This window comes from Streptomyces monticola, from assembly GCF_042665355.1.
GTDB classification, from domain to species: domain Bacteria; phylum Actinomycetota; class Actinomycetes; order Streptomycetales; family Streptomycetaceae; genus Streptomyces; species Streptomyces monticola.
Window position 1 is genome coordinate 1 of record NZ_JBHTCF010000028.1, and the last position, 20,302, is coordinate 20,302.

Here is a 20,302-nt window from a genome sequence, read left to right on the forward strand (position 1 = left end):
CGCGCGGTCGGTGTGGCCGGGTGCGCCGACGCCGCTCGGCGCGCGGCACCGGGTCGGGCCCGACGGCACGGCGGGCACCAACTTCGCGCTGTGGGCGGGCGGGGCGGAGGCGGTGGAGCTGTGCCTCTTCGACGACCAGGGCCGGGAGACCCGCTGCCCGCTCACCGAGCTGACCCATGAGATCTGGCACGGCTTCGTGCCCGGTGTGGCGCCGGGACAGCGCTACGGCTACCGGGTGCACGGCCGCTGGGACCCCTGGACCGGCGCCCGCTGGAACCCGGAGAAACTGCTCCTCGACCCGTACGCACGGGCCGTGGACGGCGACTTCGCGGCGCTGCCGCCCGAGGTGTACGGACATGCCCGCGACTGGCCGGAGCAGCATGTCGCGGACACCGTGCGCGATGAGCGGGACTCGGCGCCGTATGTCCCCAAGGGCGTGGTGGTGCACGACGACGCGGCCGAGGACGAGTGGCTCGACGACCGCAGGCCGAAGACGCCGTGGGCGGACTCGGTCATCTACGAGCTGCACGTGAAGGGCTTCACCAAGCTCCATCCCGGGATACCCGAGGAGCTGCGGGGCACCTACGCGGGCCTCGCGCACCCGGCGGCGGTCGAGCATCTCGTGGGTCTCGGTGTGACGGCCGTCGAGCTGCTTCCGGTGCATCAGTTCGCCCACGAGGACCATCTGCTGCGGCGCGGTCTGCGCAACTACTGGGGCTACAACTCCATCGGCTACTTCGCCCCGCACGCGGGCTATGCGGCGACCGGCACGACGGGCCAGCAGGTCGGCGAGTTCCGGCGGATGGTGCGGGCGCTGCACGACGCGGGCATCGAGGTCGTCCTCGACGTGGTCTACAACCACACGGCGGAGGCGGACGAGCGGGGCCCGATGCTGTCGCTGCGCGGTATCGACAACCGCGGCTACTACCGGCTGCAGCAGGACGCGCGGCGGTACGCGGACTACACGGGCTGCGGGAACACCCTGCACGTCGTCCAGCCGCACGTGCTGCGCCTGATCACCGACTCGCTGCGCTACTGGGTCACGGAGATGGGCGTCGACGGCTTCCGCTTCGACCTGGCGGCGGCGCTCGCCCGCTCCATGCACGACGTCGACATGCTCTCGCCGTTCCTCGCGGTGATCGCCCAGGACCCGGTCCTGCGGCGCGTGAAGCTGATCGCCGAGCCGTGGGACGTGGGCTCGGGCGGCTACCAGGTGGGCGCCTTCCCGCCTCTGTGGACGGAGTGGAACGACCGCTACCGCAACGCGGTACGGGACTTCTGGCGCGGCTCCCTGCCCGATGTGCGCGACCTCGGCTACCGCTTGTCGGGGTCGAGCGACCTGTACGCGTGGGGCGGGCGGCGGCCGTACGCGTCGGTGAACTTCGTGACGGCCCACGACGGCTTCACCCTGCGCGACCTGGTGTCGTACGAGCGCAAGCACAACGAGGCCAACGGCGAGGGCAATCGCGACGGCGGCGACGACAACCGGTCCTGGAACTGCGGGACGGAGGGCGCCACGACCGACCCGGACATCCTCGCCCTGCGCCGCCGCCAGCTGCGCAACCTGCTGACCACGCTCCTGCTGTCCACCGGTGTGCCGATGCTGGTCGCGGGCGACGAGATGGGCCGCACCCAGGGCGGCAACAACAATGCGTACTGCCAGGACTCGCCCGTGAGCTGGGTCGACTGGTCCCTGCTCGACGAGCCGGGCTGGCGGGAGCTGTACGCGCTCACCTCACGGCTTATCGCCCTGCGCCACACTCACCCGGTGCTGCGCCGCCGTGCCTTCTTCTCGGGCCGGGCGCACTCGGCGGACGGGCTGCGGGACCTGGCGTGGTTCACGGCGCGCGGCGAGGAGATGACGGAGCAGGACTGGTACGCGCCCGCGGCGACGCTCGGGATGTATCTGTCCGGGCGTGACATACCGGGCCGTGACGCGCTGGGGGCACCGGTCGTGGACGACAGCTTCCTGGCGGTGCTGCACGCGGCGGACCGGGCGTGCAGTTTCGTCCTGCCGGGCCCGCCGTGGGCGTCGTCGTACGAGGTGGTGGTCGATACGTCCCTCGAGGAGCAGGGGGCAGTGCCGGAGGTGGCGTACGCGGCGGGGGAGGCGGTGACGGTGCCGGCGCGTACGGTGCTGTTGCTGCGGGTGCGCTGAGCCGCCCCCGGGGGGATCAGCTCGTCACGCTCTCCCGCCACGCCCGGTACAGGGACGCGAACTCCCCTGTCCCCTCGATGAGTTCGGCCGGCGGACCGTCCTCCACGATCCGTCCGTCCGCCATCACGAGGACCCGGTCGGCGATGGCCACCGTCGACAGACGGTGCGCGATCACGACGGCCGTGCGGCCGCGCAGGACCGTGTGCATGGCGCGCTGCACGGCCCGCTCCCCCGGGACGTCCAGGGAGCTGGTGGCCTCGTCGAGGATCAGGACCGCCGGGTCGGCGAGCAGGGCGCGGGCGAAGGCGACCAGTTGGCGCTGGCCCGCGGAGATCCGGCCGCCGCGCTTGCGGACATCCGTGTCGTAGCCGTCGGGCAGCGCGGCGATGAAGTCATGTGCGCCGATCGCCTTCGCGGCACGCTCGATGTCCTCACGGGTGGCCTCGGGACGGCCGATGGCGATGTTCTCCGCGACGGTCCCGGAGAACAGGAACGCCTCCTGCGTCACCATCACCACCCCGCGCCGCAGCTCGGCCACGGCCAGGTCCCGCAGGTCCGTGCCGTCCAGGAGGACCCGGCCGTCCGTGGGGTCGTAGAAGCGGGCGAGGAGCTTGGCGAGAGTGGACTTGCCCGCGCCCGTGGAGCCGACGACGGCCACGGTCTGCCCGGCGGGCAGCGTCAGGCCGAAGCGGGGCAGCACCTCGCCGCCGGTGCGGTACGCGAAGCTCACATCCTCGAACTCGACGGTGCGGCCCGGGTGTTCACCACTCCGCGCGGGCAGCGTCCGGGGCTCCGCCGGCTCGGGCACCGTGGGGCGCTGGGCCAGCAGCCCGGCGATCTTCTCCAGGGACGCGGCCGCCGACTGGTAGGAGTTGAGGAACATGCCGAGGCGGTCGATCGGGTCGTAAAGACGCCGCAGATAGAGCACGGCGGCCGCGAGGACACCCAGGGCGAGGGTGCCGTCCGCGACCCGGTAGGCGCCCCACAGGACGATCCCGGCGACGGCGGTGTTGGCGACGAGCCGGGAGCCGATGACATAGCGGGCCATCTCCAGCATCGCGTCGCCGTTGATGCGTTCGTGGCGGTGGTTGAGGGCGCCGAACTCCGCGTCGTTGGCCCGCTCGCGGCGGAAGGCGCGGACCGGGCGGATGCCGTTCATGGTCTCCGCGAACTTCACGATGACCGCGGCGATCGCGGTGGACCGGAGCCCGAAGATCCGCCCCGCGCGGCGCCGGTAGCGGCGTACGAGCAGATACAGCGGTACGAACGAGGCCACCGCGACCCCGCCGAGGCCCAGGTCGAGCCAGAGCAGCAGCGCCGAGATGTACGCGAACGACAGGACGACGGTGAGGAGTTCCTGGAGGCCTTCGGCGAGCAGTTCGCGCAGTGACTCCACGTCCGTGGTGGAGCGGGAGATGAGGCGGCCCGAGGTGTAGCGCTCGTGGAAGTCGAGGGAGAGTGCTTGTGCGTGCCGGAAGATACGGCCGCGCAGGTCGAGGAGTACGTCCTGGTTGACGCGGGCCGAGGCGCGGATGAAGCCGTACTGCAGGGCGGCGCCGGCCGCCGCGCACAGGACGTAGCCGGCGGCGACGGCGAGCAGCGGGCCGTGGTCGTGGGCGCGCACCGCGGGCACACCGCGGTCGATGGCGTACGCGACGAGCAGCGGGCCGGCCTGCACGGCGGCCTGCTGCAGCAGGAGCAGCACGGCGGCGAACGCGACCCGGCCCTTGATCGGCGCGAGCAGCGAGCGCAGGAGCGCACCGGTCGCGCCCTCGGCGGCGGGGAGCGCGTCGCGGTCGAAGTGGTCGGGGGTTCCTCGCGGTCCGGGCCGGGATGCGGCCGCCGTGGGCTTGTTGTCGACGGTGGCCGTCAAAGCTCCTCCTCTGCCCAGGGCTTCCCCTGCTCCCGTGACTCCCGTGACTCCCGTGATACCCGTGACTCCCCCGGCTCCCCTGACTCACCCGACATCAGCCAGGCGTACTCCGCGTTGTCCCGCAGGAGTTGGTGGTGGGTGCCCACCGCGGCTATCCGGCCGCCGGAGAGGAGGGCCACGCGGTCGGCGAGCAGCACGGTGGACGGACGGTGCGCGACGACGAGGGCGGTGGTGTCGGCGAGCACCCGGCGCAGCGCCGCCTCCACCAGGGCCTCGGTGTGTACGTCGAGCGCGGACAGCGGGTCGTCGAGTACGAGGAAGCGCGGGCGCCCCACGACGGCCCTGGCGAGCGCGAGCCGCTGACGCTGCCCGCCGGACAGGCTCAGGCCCTGCTCGCCCACCTGGGTGTCCGTGCCGTGCGGCAGCCGGTGCACGAAGTCCGCCTGTGCGATATCGAGCGCACGGCCCAACTCCTCGCCTTCCACGTGTTTCTGAGCCCCCATCAGCACATTCTCGCCGACACTCGCGGAGAACAGCGTGGGCTCCTCGAAGGCGACGGCGACGAGGGCGCGCAGTTCGTCCCTGGACATCGCGGTGATGTCCACACCGTCGAGCGTGATCCGCCCCGAGGTCACCTCGTGCAGCCGCGGCACGAGCGCGGTCAGAGTGGTCTTGCCGCTGCCGGTGGCACCGACGAGGGCCATGGTCTCGCCGGTACGGATGTGGAGGTCGACGCGGTCGAGGACGGGCGGGGAGGTGGGGGCGTCCGGGTACGTGAAGGTCACCGTCTCGAGTCGGAGGCCGTCGGAGCAGGGGGACCCCCGTCTCAACCGCTGGAAGGGCTGATCTTCCTGTACCGGCGACGCGCCCGCCTGTACCGGCGATGCGCCCGCCTGTACCGGCGATGCATCCGCCTGTACCGGCGATGCACCCTCCTGCGGCGCGTCCAGAACCTCGAAGTACCTGCGAGTCGCGCTCGCCGCCTCCTGGCTCATCGCCAGCAGAAATCCGATCGACTCGACCGGCCACCGCAGCGCGAGTGCCGTCGACAGGAACGCGACCAGAGTGCCCGCCGACAACTCCCCGTCCGCGACCTGCAGAGTCCCGGCCACCAGAGCCGCCCCGATGGCCAGTTCGGGCAGGGCCACGATCACGGCCCAGATCCCGGCGAGCAGACGGGCCTTGTGCAGCTCCGTGCCGCGCAGGGTGCCCGACAGGTCACGGAACGCGCGGGCCTGCGCGCGGTGACGCCCGAAGCCCTTGATGATGCGGATGCCGAGCACGCTCTCCTCGACCACCGTCGTGAGGTCGCCGACCTGGTCCTGGGCGCGGCGCGCGATGTCCGCGTACCGCCGCTCGAAGACCGAGCAGACCGCGACGAGCGGCACGACGGGGGCGAGCAGGATCAGGCCGAGCGCCCACTCCTGCGCCAGCAGGACGATCATGCCGACCAGAATGGTCACGCCGTTGACGAGCAGGAACGTCAGCGGGAAGGCGAGGAACATCCGCAGCAGCATCAGGTCGGTCGTGCCGCGCGAAAGCAGCTGGCCCGAGGCCCACTTGTCGTGGAAGGCGATGGGCAGGCGCTGCAGGTGGCGGTAGAGGTCGGCCCGCATGGACGCCTCGACTCCGGCCAGCGGACGGGCCACGAGCCACCGCCGGAATCCGAAGAGCGCGGCCTCGCCGACGCCGAGGAGCAGGAGGTACAGCGCGCCGAGCCAGACGCCTTCCGGGTCGCGGTCGGCCACCGGGCCGTCGACGATCCACTTCAGTACGAGCGGGATGACCAGGCCCACGCAGGAGGCGACGACCGCCACAACTGCCGCCACGGAAAGGCGTGTTCGGACCGGGCGTACGTACGGCCACAGGCGCAGCAGCGAGCGTACGGCGGACCGCGACGGGTCGGCGGGAGGGGACTGCTCGGGCAGCGGGGACTCGGGTCGCGGGAGGCGCGGGGGTTCGGGCTGCGGGGACTCGGGTCGCGGGAGGCGCGGGGGTTCGGGCTGCGGGGACTCGGGTCGCGGGAGGCGCGGGGGTTCGGGCTGCGGGGACTCGGGTCGCGGGAGGCGCGGGGGTTCGGGTTGTGGGGGCTCGGGTCGCGGGAGGCGCGGGGGTTCGGGTTGTGGGGGCTCGGGTTGTGGGGACATCAGGAGCGAGCCTAGAGATTGCCACTGACGCCCCCAATGGGTTTTCGGCCGCAGGCCCCGCCCCCACCGCCGGGGCGAACAGGTCGCACTCCCCCACCGCCGGGGCGAACAGGTCGCACTCCCCCATCAACCGATCGGTTGATGCCCCTTCGAGCGCGATGGGCGATGCCCGCGCACCGCCCGTACCGAGACCCTCGATACATGTCCATCATCGAGGTCGCAGACCTGTGCAAGGCCTACGGGGGCCGGCCCGCCGTCGACGGTGTGTCCTTCTCCGTCGAGGAGGGCGAGATATTCGGCATCCTCGGGCCGAACGGCGCGGGCAAGACCACCACCGTCGAATGCGTCGAGGGCCTGCGCGTCCCCGGCAGCGGCACCATCCGGGTGGCCGGGCTCGACCCGGTCGCCGACCACGACCAGGTCACGCGGCTGCTCGGGGCCCAGCTGCAGGAGAGCGAGCTGCAGGCCAAGCTCACCGTGCAGGAGGCACTTGAGCTCTACAGCTCGTTCTACGAGAAGCCCGCCGACTGGCGGCCGCTGGCCGATCGCCTGGGCCTGACCGAGAAGCTCGGCGGCCGCTTCGGCAAACTCAGCGGCGGCCAGAAGCAACGGCTGTTCATCGCCCTTGCCCTGGTCGGCGGACCCCGGGTGGTGGTGCTCGACGAGCTGACCACCGGCCTCGACCCGCGCGCCCGGCGTGACACCTGGCAGCTGATCGAGGACATCCGCGCGTCGGGCGTCACGGTGCTCCTGGTCACGCACTTCATGGAGGAGGCGCAGCGGCTCTGCGACCGGATCGCGGTCATCGACAAGGGCCGGATCGCCGCGCTCGACACCCCGGCGGGCCTGATCAGCAGGTCCGCGAGTCCGACGGTCATCTCGTTCACTCCGTCACACCCCCTGGACACCGGTGAGCTGGCCGCGCTGCCCGCCGCCGTGTCCGTCGCGACCGACGAGAAGGACGGCCGCATCACCGTCAACGGCACCGACGACACGGTCAACGCGGTCATCTCACTGCTGGCCCGCCGGCACATCACCGCCCATCAACTCCGTGTCGCCGACGCCACGTTGGACGACGCGTTCCTGGATCTGACGGGAGCCACGGCATGAGCACGCTCGCCCCTTCCGCCCCCACGGGCGCCGTCATCAGGACGGAGTTCAAGCTCTTCCGGCGCGAGCCGGGCGCCCTCTTCTGGATCATGGTCTTTCCGACCGCGCTGTTTCTCCTGCTCGGTTCGATCCCCACCTTCCGTGAGGTCGGCGAGGCCATTCCCGGTATCCGGCTCGTCGACGCGTACGTGCCCATCGTGGTCCTCACCGCGATGCTGATGGCCGGGCTCCAGGCCATGCCGCCGGTGATCACCGGTTACCGCGAGCGCGGCATCCTGCGCCGTATGTCGACGACACCGGTGCGGCCCGGCACGGTGCTCGGGGCGCAGATGGCGCTGCACGGCACAGCCGCCCTGGTCTCCGCGGTCCTGTCCCTCACCGTGGGCCGGCTCGTGTATGACGTGGCCCTGCCTCGGCAGGGCTTCGGATACGTCCTGGCGCTCGCCCTCGCGATCTGCGCATCCCTCGCCCTGGGCGCCCTGCTGTCGGCCCTCGCGCGGACCCAGAAGGCGGCGAACGCGGTCGGTGCGGCGGCGTTCTTCCCGATGATGTTCAGCGCGGGCCTGTGGATGCCGGTGCAGACCATGCCGGACATCCTCGCCCGGGTCGTGGAGCTGCTGCCGTTCGGCGCCGCCGCCCAGGTGCTGGGCGAGGCCGCGGCGGGCGACTGGCCGAGCTGGTCCCACCTGGGTGTGCTCGCGCTGTGGACGGTGGTCCTGACAGCGGCCGCGGCCCGCTGGTTCCGCTGGGAGTGACATGAGGCCGACGGGCACTGTGGACCAGGCCAAGGCCACCGTGGACCAGGCCGGGGCCACCACCGGCACCGTGAACCAGGCCGGAACCACCACCGCCACCGTGAACCAGGCCGGAGCCACCGTGGATCAGACTGGGGCCATGGGCAGCAGGTACAGACGCAGGCTCGGGCACGGGTACGGCATGACGGCCCGGCTCTCGAAGGAGACGCCGGGTCCGTCGGCGCCGGTGGACGCCGCCATGGCGCACCAGCACGTGGAAGCGCGCTGGCAGTCGTTCCTGCGCTGGGGTCCGTACGGCCTGCTCGGCTTCACGGCCGTCTTCATGGTCGCCACCGCGCACTTCCTGGCGCCGTCCGCCGCCGAGCGGTGGGCGTCCGGGGCCCTGCTCGCCGCCGCCCTGCTGCTGCAGCTGTGGTGGGGCCGCGAGGGCCGTGCGCACTCCGGCCCGAGCACCGCCGGCACCGTCTACTACACGCTCCGCTGGGGCCTGTCCTTCACCTTGTCCTGGCTGAACCCGTTCGCCGCGTTCTACGCGATCCTCGGCTACTTCGGCGCGGAGCGGCTCCTTCCGCGGCGTCTGGTGCCCTGGGGCCTGTTCGGCACCGCGGCCATCATGGCGGGTTCGCAGTCCGGCGGCCTGCCGCCCGACGGCGGTGCCGGGTGGGGTCTGTTCGGCGCGATCCTCGCCATCCACATCGTCCTGCTCTGGGTCTTCAGCCAGCTCGCCGCGTACGAGGAGAAGCGCACCCAGGTCCACATGGACACCATCGCCGAGCTGGAACAGACCAACACCCAGCTGCAGCAGGCCCTCGACGAGAACGCCGCACTGCATGCCCAACTCCTCCTGCAGGCACGGGAGGCAGGGGTCGCCGACGAGCGCCGGCGTCTGGCCGCGGAGCTCCACGACACCATCGCGCAGGGCCTGACCGGCATCATCGCCCAGCTCCAGGTCGTCCAGAACTCCGACGACCGCGCGCTCGCGGAGCAGCATCTGGGCCGCGCCGCCGACCTGGCCCGGCACAGCCTCGGCGAGGCCCGCCGCTCGGTGCAGAATCTGGGCCCGGTGGCCCTGGAGCACCAGGGCCTGTCCGAGGCCCTGAAGGAAACCGTCACCGAATGGGCCGAACGCACGGGTGTGCGCGCCCAGTTCACGGTCACCGGCACCGCCGAGCCACTGCACGAGGAGATCGAGGGGACCTTGGTACGGATCGCCCAGGAGGCCCTGTCCAACACCGCGCGGCACGCCGCCGCGTCCCGCGTGGGCGTCACCCTCTCCTATATGGACGACGAGGTGGCCCTTGACGTGCGCGACGACGGCGCGGGCTTCGACCCGGGCACCGTCCGGCCCCGCTCCGACGCCGGTGGCTTCGGCCTCGACGGTATGCGGGCCCGCGCGGAACGCGTCGCCGGGAGCGTGGAGGTCGAGTCGGAGCCGGGTCACGGAACCGCGGTGTCGGCTCGCGTACCGTTGGTGCGCCATGAGCGCTGATGTGATCACTCTCCTCGTCGTGGACGACCACCCCGTCGTACGGGACGGCCTGCGCGGCATGTTCGCCGCGGCGGCCGGTTTCGAGGTGCTCGGGGAGGCAGCCGACGGGGTCGAGGCGGTCCGGCTCGTCCGGGCGCTCGACCCGGATGTGGTCCTGATGGATCTGCGCATGCCGGGCGGCGGCGGCGTCGAGGCGATCACCGAGCTGTCCCGGACCGGCGCCCGCGCCAAGGTCCTCGTCCTCACCACATACGACACCGACTCGGACACGCTGCCCGCGATCGAGGCGGGCGCGACGGGCTATCTCCTCAAGGACGCCCCGCGCGACGAACTCTTCACGGCGGTGCGTGCGGCGGCCGAGGGCCGCACGGTCCTGTCACCGGCGGTGGCGTCCCGCCTGGTCTCGCGCGTCCGAGCCCCCGGCAGTGAACCGCTGTCCACGCGCGAGCGCGAGGTCCTCGCCCTGGTCGCGAAGGGCACATCGAACCGGGAGATCGCCGCGGAGCTGTTCATCAGCGAGGCCACGGTGAAGACCCACTTGACGCATATTTACGGCAAGTTGGGCGTAAAGGACAGGGCGGCGGCGGTGGCGACGGCGTACGACCGGGGCATTCTCGGCTGAAGACCCGGGCATTCTCTGCTGAATAACCGGGCGTTCTCCACCGAACACCGACGTTTTCGTCCGACCCGGACATCGGTCCGGTGGCTTGAACCAACCCCTGTGACTGATCCGTGACGCCGCCGCATCAAGGGCGTTGTTCCAGAGACCTAGGTTGAATCTGGTCCACATGTTGTGAACGTTCCAGGGAGGATGCGTGGCCGAGGTGCCGGACCCGGGCAAGCGGTTCGACGACTCCGAGCTCGTGGAGATGTCCCAGGGGGACCCCGCGCAGGCGAGGCTCCTGAAGAAGTCCCTGGAGACCCTGGCCGCCGGACACGGCGGTGACGCCCTCAAGGAGATGGCGCGGGAGGTCCTCTCCGGCCGCGCCGGCCTGCGGGACGCGGCGAACGTGTCGGCGTACGCGGACCAGCTGATCGAGCAGGCCGCTCCCATGGCGGAGAAGTGGGCCTCGCTCTCCGAGGCCGAGCGCGACGAGCTGGCCGCCGACGGCCGCCGCGCGATCGCCGCCGAGCAGGAGCGGATCGACGAGGAACGACGCACGACCCCCGGTTCGCCCGGCGAGGGCGACGGAAAGAAGTCCCGGCACGACAGCCGTGGCTGGTCACTGTACTGACGGGGCGGGAGCGGGAACTGTGGGATTCCGAGTAGAACCGACCGCGATCCAGGGCTTCTCCACACTGGTGTCGCGGGGCGCGGACGGCGCCACGAAGGCCGTCGAGTACACGGCCGACAACGCGAAGATCGACACGATGGCCGGAGGGAAGCTCTGGGACCTCGTCGCCGGTGAGCACGACCAGCACGTGGAAGCGGCCAAGAAGGCACTGCGGAAAGTGCAGAGCGTCCTGCAGTCCTCGCACACGGAACTGTCCAAGTCCGCGACGTACTACCGCGAGACGGACAAGGGCGAGGCCGAGAAGATGGACGCGACCTACCCGGGCTCCAAGGGCGGCGGAGGCGCGCCCGCCGAGGGCGGCAACGGCAGCGACTTCGGCGACGCCCAGGACGCCGCGGGCACCCTGAAGCCGCCGGAGGGCGACAGCGACAACCCGATCGTCAGCTACGGCCAGGGGCACGCGGCCGAGTTCGAGCAGAGCCCGGTCCAGAAGACCGTCGGCACCATGATGGACCTGGGCAGTCCGTCGACCGTGGCCGTGGAGGCGGTCAAGCTGCTCTTCGGCTTCGACATCTTCGGCGAGATCAACAACTGGGTCTTCGGCGACTGGAACAAGTACAACGACTGCGCCGGCGTCTGGGGCAGCCTCGGCTCCTTCTGCGACGCGACGGCCGCGAACCTGAAGAAGGGCACCGACAACGTCGGCGTGACCTGGCAGGGCAACGCCTACGACGCGGCGAAGGTCTACTTCGACGAGTTCAGCAAGAAGCTCGCCGACTTCAAGGAGACCTTCGAGTCCCTGAAGTCCTGCTACGAGCAGGCGGCGATGCAGGCGTTCCAGCTCGCCGAGGTCCTGAAGGCCGGCATCGTCTTCATCGCCGACATGGCGATCATCTGGATGGCGAACATGGCCGCGGCGACCGCCGTCAACGCGATCCCGGTCGGCGGGCAGGCGGCCTCCGTCGCCATGTTCGCCCTGGCCGCGGCGCAGGCGGTCATGATCATCGACCGGTATGCCGCGCTGGTGAAGGCCTTCGACGCGACGATGCTGGCGATCACCGGGCTCGGTCTGACGATGGCCACCGCGGTCAGCGGATTCTCGTCGGCCGACGGCTTCCCCGAGGCCAGCTCCGCCGGCTACGACAACCGGGTGGTGGCCTGAGATGCCCACGTTCTCCGGCGACACCATGGAGCTGTTCCTCTCCCGCGCCCGGATCCTTGCCATCGGAACCGTCCCGGCCTATCTGATGCTCGCCTTCTTCCTCACCAAGGAAGAGGGCTGGCACTGGAGCTTCCTGGCCCTGTTCGTACTGCCGCCCGTCGCGGCGGTGCTCGGATTCGTCGCGAAGCGGGACATCCGGCCGGGCCTCGGTATCGCGGCGCTCGTTCTGGCCATCGCCCCGTTCCCCGTGGTCGGCGGAGTGGAGACACTGCTCTAAGCAGCCTTGAGGAAGTCCGGTGCGCTTTGGTCGTGCCCCAAAGGGGCGCGGGGAACTGCGCGACCAGCCACGACGCACCCGCAGATGACGCACCGGACTTCCCGCGGAGCGCTTAGGCCCTACGGGTCCGCCGGTGCCCCATGCCATGATCCTTCGGCAGGCGCTCACCGACTTCATCGCCCATGCCACGGAGGCCGCGCGTGACCAACGCCGTAACGATCCCGGACCACATAACCGGCTACCCGAACGTCGCCTTCGGCGGATACGTCGCCGGGCTGCTCGCCGCCCGCAGCGACGCCAAGACGGTGCGGGTCGACTTCCGGGGAGCCGTGCCCGTGGGCAAACCCGTGGACCTGGACGGGCTCGTCACCGCGAGCCCCGCCGAGCTGCTGCTCGATCCGCCCGAGATGCCGACCTGGGAGCAGGCGCGGACGGCCTCCGAGGACTACCTGGAGCACCACCGGAGGTCACCGCTTCCGATCCCGGACTGCTTCGGCTGCGGTCCCGTGCCGCCGGGGCGGGGCGTGCGGATCTTTCCGTCCCGCGTGCCGGGGCGCGACAATCTTCTGGCCGCCGCGTGGGTGCCGGATCCCGAACTCGCCGGCGGGGACGGCACCTTGGGGCCGGAGATGGTGTGGTCGGCACTCGACTGCCCCGGCGGTTGGGCGGGTATGCGGCTCGCGAAGATGGGGGCGGGCGCCGTCACCGCCGCACTCACCGGCACACAGCTGCGCGGCGTGACCGCGGGCGAGCGCCATGTGTCGTACGCCTGGCACCTCGGCACCGAGGGACGGAAGGTCACCGTGGGGGTGGCACTCGCAACGGCCGAAGGCGAACTGTGCGCACTGGCCGAGGCGTTGTGGATCCGGCCCCGGGACTGAGCGGCCCCCACGAAGCCTTGAGTGCCGGTGATCGCCGCCAGGGCCGCTCGGATAACGAACACCCAGCCTCGGCCAACGAACGAAATCCGGCCAACCTGGCGGCTCGCTCCTGACAGCACCCGCGTCCCCTGTCACTCTTCCTCTGCGCCGCCACGCACAGCGTCCCCACAGGCAATCCGCTGGCGCGGCCGGCTCTCCCCCCACGTGCACCTTGTTCTGCCTTGTTCTGCCCGGACGGCCACCCACCGCCCGGTCCCCCCGGCCGCGCGATCCGTGGCCCGCAGAAGGAGCAGCAGCCTTGAGACGCACGTCCCACTCCCACAGACCCAGGCGCGGCACCGCTGCCGGCGCCCTGTTCGCCACCGCCGCCCTGCTCGCCGTAGGGCTTCAGGTCACCCCGGCCGGTGCCGCGCCACCCGGCAAGGCCGATCCGGGGGCCCTGCCCGCCAAACTCTCCCCGTCCCAGCGTGCCGAGCTGATCCGTGAGGCGGATGCCACGAAGGCGGCGACCGCGAAGGAGCTGAAGCTCGGGGCGAAGGAGCGGCTCGTCGTCCGCGATGTCGTCCAGGACCGCGACGGCACGACACACACCCGCTACGAGCGCACCTACGACGGACTGCCCGTACTCGGCGGCGACCTGGTCGTCAGCGCGAGCAAGGCGGGCACGACCGAGTCCGTGAGCAAGGCGGCCAAGGCGCAGCTCAAGGGGCTCGACACCAAGGCGGAGATCACCGCGGGCGCCGCCAGGACGCAGGCCCTGAACGCCGCCGAGGCCGACGGCGGCAAGAAGATCAAGGCCGAGCGTGCTCCCCGTAAGGTCATCTGGCTCGGCGGCGGCAGCCCCACGCTCGCGTACGAGACCGTCGTCGGCGGGCTGCAGAAGGACGGCACGCCGAGCGAGCTGCACGTCGTGACGGACGCCGCCACCGGCAAGAAGCTCTTCGAGCGGCAGGCCGTGCACAACGGCACGGGCAATACGCAGTACAGCGGTCAAGTCACCCTGGGCACCGCCCAGTCGGGCAGCAACTACACCCTCTCCGACACCGGTCGCGGCAACCACCGCACGTACAACCTGAACCGGGGGACCTCGGGCCAGGGCACCCTGTTCAGCGGGCCCGACGACGTCTGGGGCAACGGCAGTCCGTCGAACCTGGAGACCGCCGGCGCCGACGCCCACTACGGCGCCGCGCTGACCTGGGACTACTACAAGAACGTGCACGGCAGAAGCGGCATTCGCGGCGACGGTGTGGGCGCGTACTCCCGCGTGCACTACGGGAACAACTACGTCAACGCCTTCTGGACGGACAGCTGCTTCTGCATGACGTACGGCGACGGGGCCAGCAACCAGAAGCCGCTGACCTCCATCGACGTCGCCGCGCACGAGATGACCCACGGCGTGACCTCGAACACGGCCGGGCTGATCTACAGCGGTGAGTCCGGGGGCCTGAACGAGGCGACCTCCGACATCATGGCCGCCGCCGTCGAGTTCAACGCCAACAACCCCCAGGACCTGGGCGATTACCTCGTCGGCGAGAAGATCGACATCCGGGGCAACGGCACTCCGCTGCGCTACATGGACCGGCCGAGCCGGGACGGCAGCTCCAAGGACGCCTGGTACTCGGGCATCGGCAACATCGACGTGCACTACTCGTCAGGGCCCGCGAACCACTGGTTCTATCTGCTCAGCGAAGGCAGCGGGCAGAAGACCATCAACGGCGTCGCGTACGACTCGCCGACCTCCGACGGCCTCCCGGTCACCGGCATCGGCCGCGAGAAGGCCGCGCTGATCTGGTACAAGGCGCTGACCACGAAGTTCAACTCCCGGACGAACTACGCCGATGCGCGCACCGGGACCGTGGCGGTCGCCGGTGAGCTGTACGGCACGTCGAGCGCCGAGTACAAGGCGGTGCAGGACGCGTGGGCGGGCGTCAACGTCGGCACACGGCCCGGCGGGCCCGGCGGCACGACGTACGAGAACACCAACGACGTGCAGATCCCGGACAACGGCGCGGCCGTCACCTCGGCCATCAGCGTCGACAAGGCCGGTAACGCACCGGCGAACCTGCAGGTGGGCGTGGACATCATCCACACCTGGCGCGGTGACCTGGTGGTGGACCTGGTCGCGCCGGACGGCTCGGTGTACAACCTGAAGCCGTTCAGCTCGGGCGACTCCGCGGACAACGTGAAGGCGACGTACACCGTCAACGCCTCGTCCGAAGTGGCCGCCGGATCCTGGAAGTTGCGGGTGCAGGACCGGGCCGCGCAGGACGTCGGGTACATCAACAGCTGGAAGCTGACCTTCCCGTAGGTCACCGCCGCAGGATCAGGCAACCGCGCACGAGCACACACTGGGCGCCGTCCGGGGCAACTCCCCCCGGATGGCGCCCAGTTCGCATAACGGACGTGATCTGTCGCCCAACGGACGATTTCCGGCCAACCTGCGGACGCCCTCATGACATGAACGCGTCGCCAATGACACTCTTCCCCCGCACGGCACAGCCGCACCACGGCACACCGCACGAGTACTTCCCCGCCCGGGTGGTCCCCCACGCCACCCGGACACCCCCACATCCAGGGAGTCATGAGTGTCGCCCCACATAGCCAACAGACGTGCCCTCACCGCCACCGTCACCGCGATCGCCGCGGCCGCCCTCATCGGCGGCGGCCTCGCGAGCGGCGCCTCCGCGCAGCCCGCGGCGGAGGAGACCCCCACCGCCGCCCCGGCCAAGCTCTCCGCCTCGCAGCGCGCCGAGCTGCTGCGCGACGCCGACGCCGCCAAGGCGCAGCAGGCGAAGGAACTCGGTCTGTCCGCGGCCGAGAAGCTCGTCGTCCGTGATGTCGTCAAGGACCGCGACGGCTCCACGCACACCCGCTACGAGCGCACCTACGACGGGCTGCCCGTACTCGGCGGCGACCTGGTCGTGCACGAGACCAAGTCCCGTGAGACGGAAGGCGTGACGAAGGCACGCGCGGGCGCCCTCAAGGTCGACACCACCCGCGCCAAGTCCGCACCCAAGGGCTCCCGCGCCGTCGTCTGGGCGGCCTCCGGCACCCCGCGCCTCGCGTACGAGAAGGTCGTCAAGGGCACCAAGAAGGACGGCACTCCCAGCAAGCTGCATATCGTCACCGACGCCGCCACCGGCAAGAAGATCTTCCAGTGGGACACCATCCACACCGGCGCCGGCCACACCCAGTACAGCGGTGACGTGGAGCTCGGCACCAAGCAGGAGAGCAGCGGCTTCTCGCTCACGGACACGGGCCGCGGCGACCACAAGACGTACGACCTCAAGCACGGCCAGTCGGGCCAGGGCACGCTCGTCGCCGGGCCCGACGACGAGTGGGGCGACGGCACCGCGGCCAACAACGAGACCGCGGCCGCCGACGCGCACTACGGCGCCGGGATGACCTGGGACTACTACAAGACCGTGCACGGCCGCGAGGGCATCAAGGGCGACGGCGTCGGCGCCTACTCGCGCGTCCACTACGGCAACAGCTACGTCAACGCCTTCTGGGACGACAGCTGCTTCTGCATGACGTACGGCGACGGCCAGGGCAACGCCAAGCCGCTCACCTCGCTCGACGTGGCCGCGCACGAGATGACGCACGGCGTCACCTCCAACACCGCGGGCCTCATCTACAGCGGTGAGTCCGGCGGCCTGAACGAGGCGACGTCCGACATCTTCGGCTCCACGACGGAGTTCTACGCGAAGAACACCAAGGACGTCGGCGACTACTTCATCGGCGAGAAGATCGACATCAACGGCGACGGCACCCCGCTGCGCTACATGGACAAGCCGAGCAAGGACGGCAAGTCCAAGGACGACTGGTACGCGGGCATCGGCTCCATCGACGTCCACTACTCGTCCGGAGTCGCGAACCACTTCTTCTACCTGCTCTCCGAGGGCAGCGGGAAGAAGGAGATCAACGGCGTCCAGTACGACTCCCCGACCGCCGACGGCCAGGCCGTCTCCGGCATCGGCCGCGACAAGGCCGAGAAGATCTGGTTCAAGGCCCTGACGACGTACATGACGTCCAACACCGACTACGCCAAGGCCCGCACGGCGACCCTCGACGCCGCCAAGGACCTCTACGGCGACGGCTCCGCCGAGCAGAAGGCGGTCGACGCGGCCTGGGCCGGTGTGAACGTGAAGGCGGCCAAGAAGAAGCACTGACCGCCACGCGGTGAGCACGAGCGGGCGGCACCCGGAGCAGACGGGTGCCGCCCGTCACCGCGTCCACGGCTGCCGGAACAGCCCCGGCCGCCTCCGCCTACCGCATCAGCACTCCCGCCCCCTCCCCCGTGAGCTCCGACGGCACCGTCACAAGACCCAGGTCCGCCCCGCTCTCCAGGTGACGGTGTGTGGGCAGGATGCGGACCGTGTACCCGAAGGGCCCGGTCCGGTCGAGGGCGAGCGGGCCCTCGTAGACCCAGCGCCCCTCAAGGTCGGGGCCGCTCGTGGGCTTCAGCGGCAGCGACGCCGTGTCCACGAGCCGGTCGTCGGAGTCGACCCGCCCGGTGACCACCTGCACCTCCACGTCATCGGGCCCCAGGTCCCCGAGCTGCACCCGCACCCGCAGGGCGAGCGTGGAGCCCAGCTCCGCGACCGAGCCGGGGGCGGCGGGGGCCGCGGTCTCCACATGGTCGACGGCGAGATACGGCCACGCCCCGCGGATCCGGGACTTCCAGGCCGCCAAGTCCCGTGCCGTGGACGGGTCGAGGGCACGGTGGGCATGCGCCGCGGGGGCGTACAGCTGCTCCACGTACTCCCGGACCATGCGCCCGGCGAGCAGCTTCGGGCCGAGCGAGGTCAGCGTCCTGCGGACCATCTCTATCCAGCGGTCGGGCAGGCCGCCCGCGCCGCGTTCGTAGAAGCGCGGCGCGACCCGCTGTTCCAGCAGGTCGTACAGCGCGGCCGCCTCGAGGTCGTCGCGCCGGTCCTCGTCGAGGGCACCGCCGTCCGCGGTGGGGATGGCCCAGCCGAAGTCGGGCTCGAACCACTCGTCCCACCAGCCGTCCAGGACCGACAGGTTGAGGCAGCCGTTGAGGGCGGCCTTCATTCCGGATGTGCCGCAGGCCTCCAGGGGGCGGAGCGGGTTGTTGAGCCAGACGTCGCAGCCCGGGTAGAGCTTCTGCGCCATCTTCATGCCGTAGTCCGGCAGGAACACGATGCGGTGGCGCACCCGGGGGTCGTCGGCGAAGCGGACCAGTTCCTGGACGAGACGCTTGCCGCCGTCGTCCGCCGGGTGGGCCTTGCCCGCGACGACGATCTGGATCGGCCGCTCGGGGTGCAGGAGCAGCTCCATCAGCCGGTCACGGTCGCGCAGCATCAGGGTCAGGCGCTTGTACGACGGCACACGGCGCGCGAAGCCGATGGTCAGGACCTCGGGGTCGAGGACGCCCTCGACCCAGCCGAGTTCGGCGCTGTGCGCGCCGCGCTGCCGCCAGGAGTCGGCGAGCCGTGCGCGCACCTCGCGCACCAGCTGCCCGCGCAGTTCGCGGCGCAGTTCCCAGATCTGGTCGTCGGGGATGTCCGCGACGGCGTCCCAGCGTTCGGAGCCGCCGACGCTCAGGGCGTCCTCGGTGCGGCGGGCGCCGATCTGCCGGGCGCCGAGCCGGAACACCTCGGGCGCCACCCAGGTGGGGGCGTGCACCCCGTTGGTGACCGAGGCGATGGGCACCTCATCGGGGTCGAATCCCGGCCACAGTCCGGCGAACATCTCGCGGCTGACCTTGCCGTGCAGGACCGAGACGCCGTTGGCGCGGCGGCCGAGCCTGAGGCCCATCACCGCCATGTTGAAGCGGTTGGGCTCGCCGCCCGGATAGGTCTCCATGCCCAGCTGCAGGACCCGGCCCACGTCGATGCCGGGCAGTTCGGCGCCCTCGCCGAAGTGCCGGGCGACCAGCTCACGGTCGAAGCGGTCGATACCGGCGGGCACGGGAGTGTGGGTGGTGAAGACGGTCCCTGCGCGCACGGCCTCCAGGGCGGAGTCGAAGTCCATGCCGTCGCCGTCGCCGTGGTCGGCGTCATCGGCGGCGGCCAGTTCCCGGATGCGCTCCAGGCCGAGAAAGCCCGCGTGCCCCTCATTGGTGTGGAAGACCTCGGGCGCGGGATGGCCGGTCAGCCGGCAGTACGTCCGCACGGCGCGCACCCCGCCGATGCCGAGCAGCATCTCCTGCAGCAGACGGTGCTCGCTGCCGCCGCCGTAGAGCCGGTCGGTGATGTCGCGTTCGCCGAAGTCGTTCTCCTCCACGTCGGAGTCGAGAAGGAGCAGCGGTACGCGGCCGACCTGGGCCAGCCAGATATGGGCCCGCAGGGAACGGCCGCCGGGCAGGGCCAGGGCGACCTGTGCGTGGCCGTTGCCGGTGTCCCTGAGGGGCGTCAGCGGCAGCTCGTTGGGGTCGAGTACGGGGTAGTGCTCCTGCTGCCAGCCGTCGCGGGACAGGGACTGCCGGAAGTAGCCGTGGCGGTAGAGCAGGCCGACGCCTATCAGGGGCACGCCCAGGTCACTGGCGGCCTTGAGGTGGTCGCCGGCCAGGATGCCGAGGCCGCCCGAGTACTGCGGCAGGGCACCGGTGATCCCGAACTCGGGCGAGAAGTAGGCGATGGCGGCGGGCAGTTCGGCGCCCTGCGCACCCTGCTCCTGGTACCAGCGCTCCCCCTCCATATAGCCGCGCAGATCGGCCACGGCGGCATCGAGGCGGCGTAAGAAGCGCTGGTCGTCGGCGAGTTCGGCCAGACGCGCGGCCGACGCGGCGCCGAGCACCTTGACCGGATCGCCGGTCCACTGCTCATCGGGCTCGATCAGTTCGAACAGCTCACGGGTCTCGGTATGCCAGGACCAGCGCAGATTCCGGGCCAAGTCGGCCAGCGGACGCAGGGGTTCGGGGAGCACGGGACGTACGGTGAAACGACGGATCGCCTTCACGGTCAACTCCTCAAAGCTCAACTCCTGTCGACGGTAACGGCATCGCCGCGGGCGCGGCCACGGCGCGGGGGCGCGCGCACGGGTGCGGCCGTATACGGGTGAGCGAAAGGCGTAGGTGGCACCCGTGGAGCGTCCCGTCTTGTGTGAGCTGTTACGACCTAGTAGTTAACAAAGCACCGGATTGCCCACCCGAGAACGGTGGGAAGGCTCCTCCGGTACCACCCCCGTAAAACCCGGCTCCCCCCCCGGAACACACCGCAGGACCCCTCTCCACAACCCCGTCCGCGA

Annotated in this window: 14 protein-coding genes; 11 read left to right on the forward strand and 3 right to left on the reverse strand. The window is 70.9% G+C overall.

Annotated elements, in window-relative coordinates; translation table 11 throughout:
- Positions 1-10: 10 nt before the first annotated feature.
- Positions 11-2,158 (forward strand): glycogen debranching protein GlgX, encoded by a 2,148-nt coding sequence (gene glgX / locus ACFQVC_RS38335; RefSeq protein ID WP_381840058.1) that lies wholly within the window; start codon positions 11-13, stop codon positions 2,156-2,158.
- A gap of 16 nt (positions 2,159-2,174) precedes the next feature.
- Here the strand turns inward: glgX and ACFQVC_RS38340 are convergent, their stop codons facing one another.
- Complete coding sequence (locus ACFQVC_RS38340) at positions 2,175-4,031, reverse strand: ABC transporter ATP-binding protein (protein WP_381839873.1); 1,857 nt, start codon at positions 4,029-4,031, stop codon at positions 2,175-2,177.
- Positions 4,028-5,959 carry an ABC transporter ATP-binding protein gene (locus ACFQVC_RS38345; protein ID WP_381840061.1) on the reverse strand — a complete coding sequence of 644 codons (1,932 nt, stop codon included), beginning with the start codon at positions 5,957-5,959 and terminating at the stop codon, positions 4,028-4,030. The genes ACFQVC_RS38340 and ACFQVC_RS38345 overlap by 4 nt, the downstream gene beginning before the upstream one ends.
- A gap of 420 nt (positions 5,960-6,379) precedes the next feature.
- On the opposite strand from ACFQVC_RS38345, the gene ACFQVC_RS38350 reads away from it, so the two are divergent.
- The 10 genes from ACFQVC_RS38350 to ACFQVC_RS38395 all read left to right on the forward strand — a co-directional run bounded on the left by ACFQVC_RS38350 (position 6,380) and on the right by ACFQVC_RS38395 (position 17,259).
- A complete protein-coding gene (locus ACFQVC_RS38350) occupies positions 6,380-7,288 on the forward strand; it encodes an ABC transporter ATP-binding protein (protein WP_381839876.1) in 909 nt (302 codons plus the stop codon).
- On the forward strand, positions 7,285-8,043 hold the full coding sequence (locus ACFQVC_RS38355; RefSeq protein ID WP_381839879.1) for an ABC transporter permease: 759 nt from the start codon (positions 7,285-7,287) through the stop codon (positions 8,041-8,043). Before ACFQVC_RS38350 ends, ACFQVC_RS38355 begins: the two co-directional genes overlap by 4 nt.
- Positions 8,044-8,281: 238 nt before the next feature.
- Entirely contained in the window at positions 8,282-9,532 is a 1,251-nt protein-coding gene (locus ACFQVC_RS38360) for a sensor histidine kinase (RefSeq protein ID WP_381840064.1), read from the forward strand.
- On the forward strand, positions 9,522-10,154 hold the full coding sequence (locus ACFQVC_RS38365) for a response regulator (protein WP_381839882.1): 633 nt from the start codon (positions 9,522-9,524) through the stop codon (positions 10,152-10,154). The genes ACFQVC_RS38360 and ACFQVC_RS38365 overlap by 11 nt, the downstream gene beginning before the upstream one ends.
- A gap of 193 nt (positions 10,155-10,347) precedes the next feature.
- Entirely contained in the window at positions 10,348-10,767 is a 420-nt protein-coding gene (locus ACFQVC_RS38370; protein WP_381839885.1) for a hypothetical protein, read from the forward strand.
- 19 nt (positions 10,768-10,786) lie between these two features.
- The gene (locus ACFQVC_RS38375; protein WP_381839888.1) at positions 10,787-11,929 is read left to right on the forward strand and encodes a hypothetical protein; all 1,143 of its coding nucleotides are present in this window, start codon (positions 10,787-10,789) and stop codon (positions 11,927-11,929) included.
- 1 nt (position 11,930) lies between these two features.
- A complete protein-coding gene (locus ACFQVC_RS38380) occupies positions 11,931-12,206 on the forward strand; it encodes a hypothetical protein (protein WP_381839891.1) in 276 nt (91 codons plus the stop codon).
- Between the two features lie 200 nt (positions 12,207-12,406).
- Complete coding sequence (locus tag ACFQVC_RS38385) at positions 12,407-13,087, forward strand: PaaI family thioesterase (RefSeq protein WP_381839894.1); 681 nt, start codon at positions 12,407-12,409, stop codon at positions 13,085-13,087.
- 298 nt (positions 13,088-13,385) lie between these two features.
- A complete protein-coding gene (locus tag ACFQVC_RS38390) occupies positions 13,386-15,395 on the forward strand; it encodes a M4 family metallopeptidase (protein WP_381839897.1) in 2,010 nt (669 codons plus the stop codon).
- A gap of 277 nt (positions 15,396-15,672) precedes the next feature.
- On the forward strand, positions 15,673-17,259 hold the full coding sequence (locus tag ACFQVC_RS38395) for a M4 family metallopeptidase (RefSeq protein ID WP_381839900.1): 1,587 nt from the start codon (positions 15,673-15,675) through the stop codon (positions 17,257-17,259).
- Between the two features lie 97 nt (positions 17,260-17,356).
- Here the strand turns inward: ACFQVC_RS38395 and glgP are convergent, their stop codons facing one another.
- Entirely contained in the window at positions 17,357-20,014 is a 2,658-nt protein-coding gene (gene glgP / locus ACFQVC_RS38400) for an alpha-glucan family phosphorylase (protein WP_381839903.1), read from the reverse strand.
- Positions 20,015-20,302 lie beyond the last annotated feature (288 nt).

What these genes read in the sequence shown, in the direction of transcription:
- ACFQVC_RS38350 (WP_381839876.1), top strand. Translation starts at nt 6,380, where the DNA reads ATGTCCATCATCGAGGTCGCAGACCTGTGCAAGGCCTACGGGGGCCGG.
- ACFQVC_RS38355 (WP_381839879.1), top strand. Translation starts at nt 7,285, where the DNA reads ATGAGCACGCTCGCCCCTTCCGCCCCCACGGGCGCCGTCATCAGGACG.
- ACFQVC_RS38360 (WP_381840064.1), top strand. Translation starts at nt 8,282, where the DNA reads ATGGCGCACCAGCACGTGGAAGCGCGCTGGCAGTCGTTCCTGCGCTGG.
- ACFQVC_RS38365 (WP_381839882.1), top strand. Translation starts at nt 9,522, where the DNA reads ATGAGCGCTGATGTGATCACTCTCCTCGTCGTGGACGACCACCCCGTC.
- ACFQVC_RS38380 (WP_381839891.1), top strand. Translation starts at nt 11,931, where the DNA reads ATGCCCACGTTCTCCGGCGACACCATGGAGCTGTTCCTCTCCCGCGCC.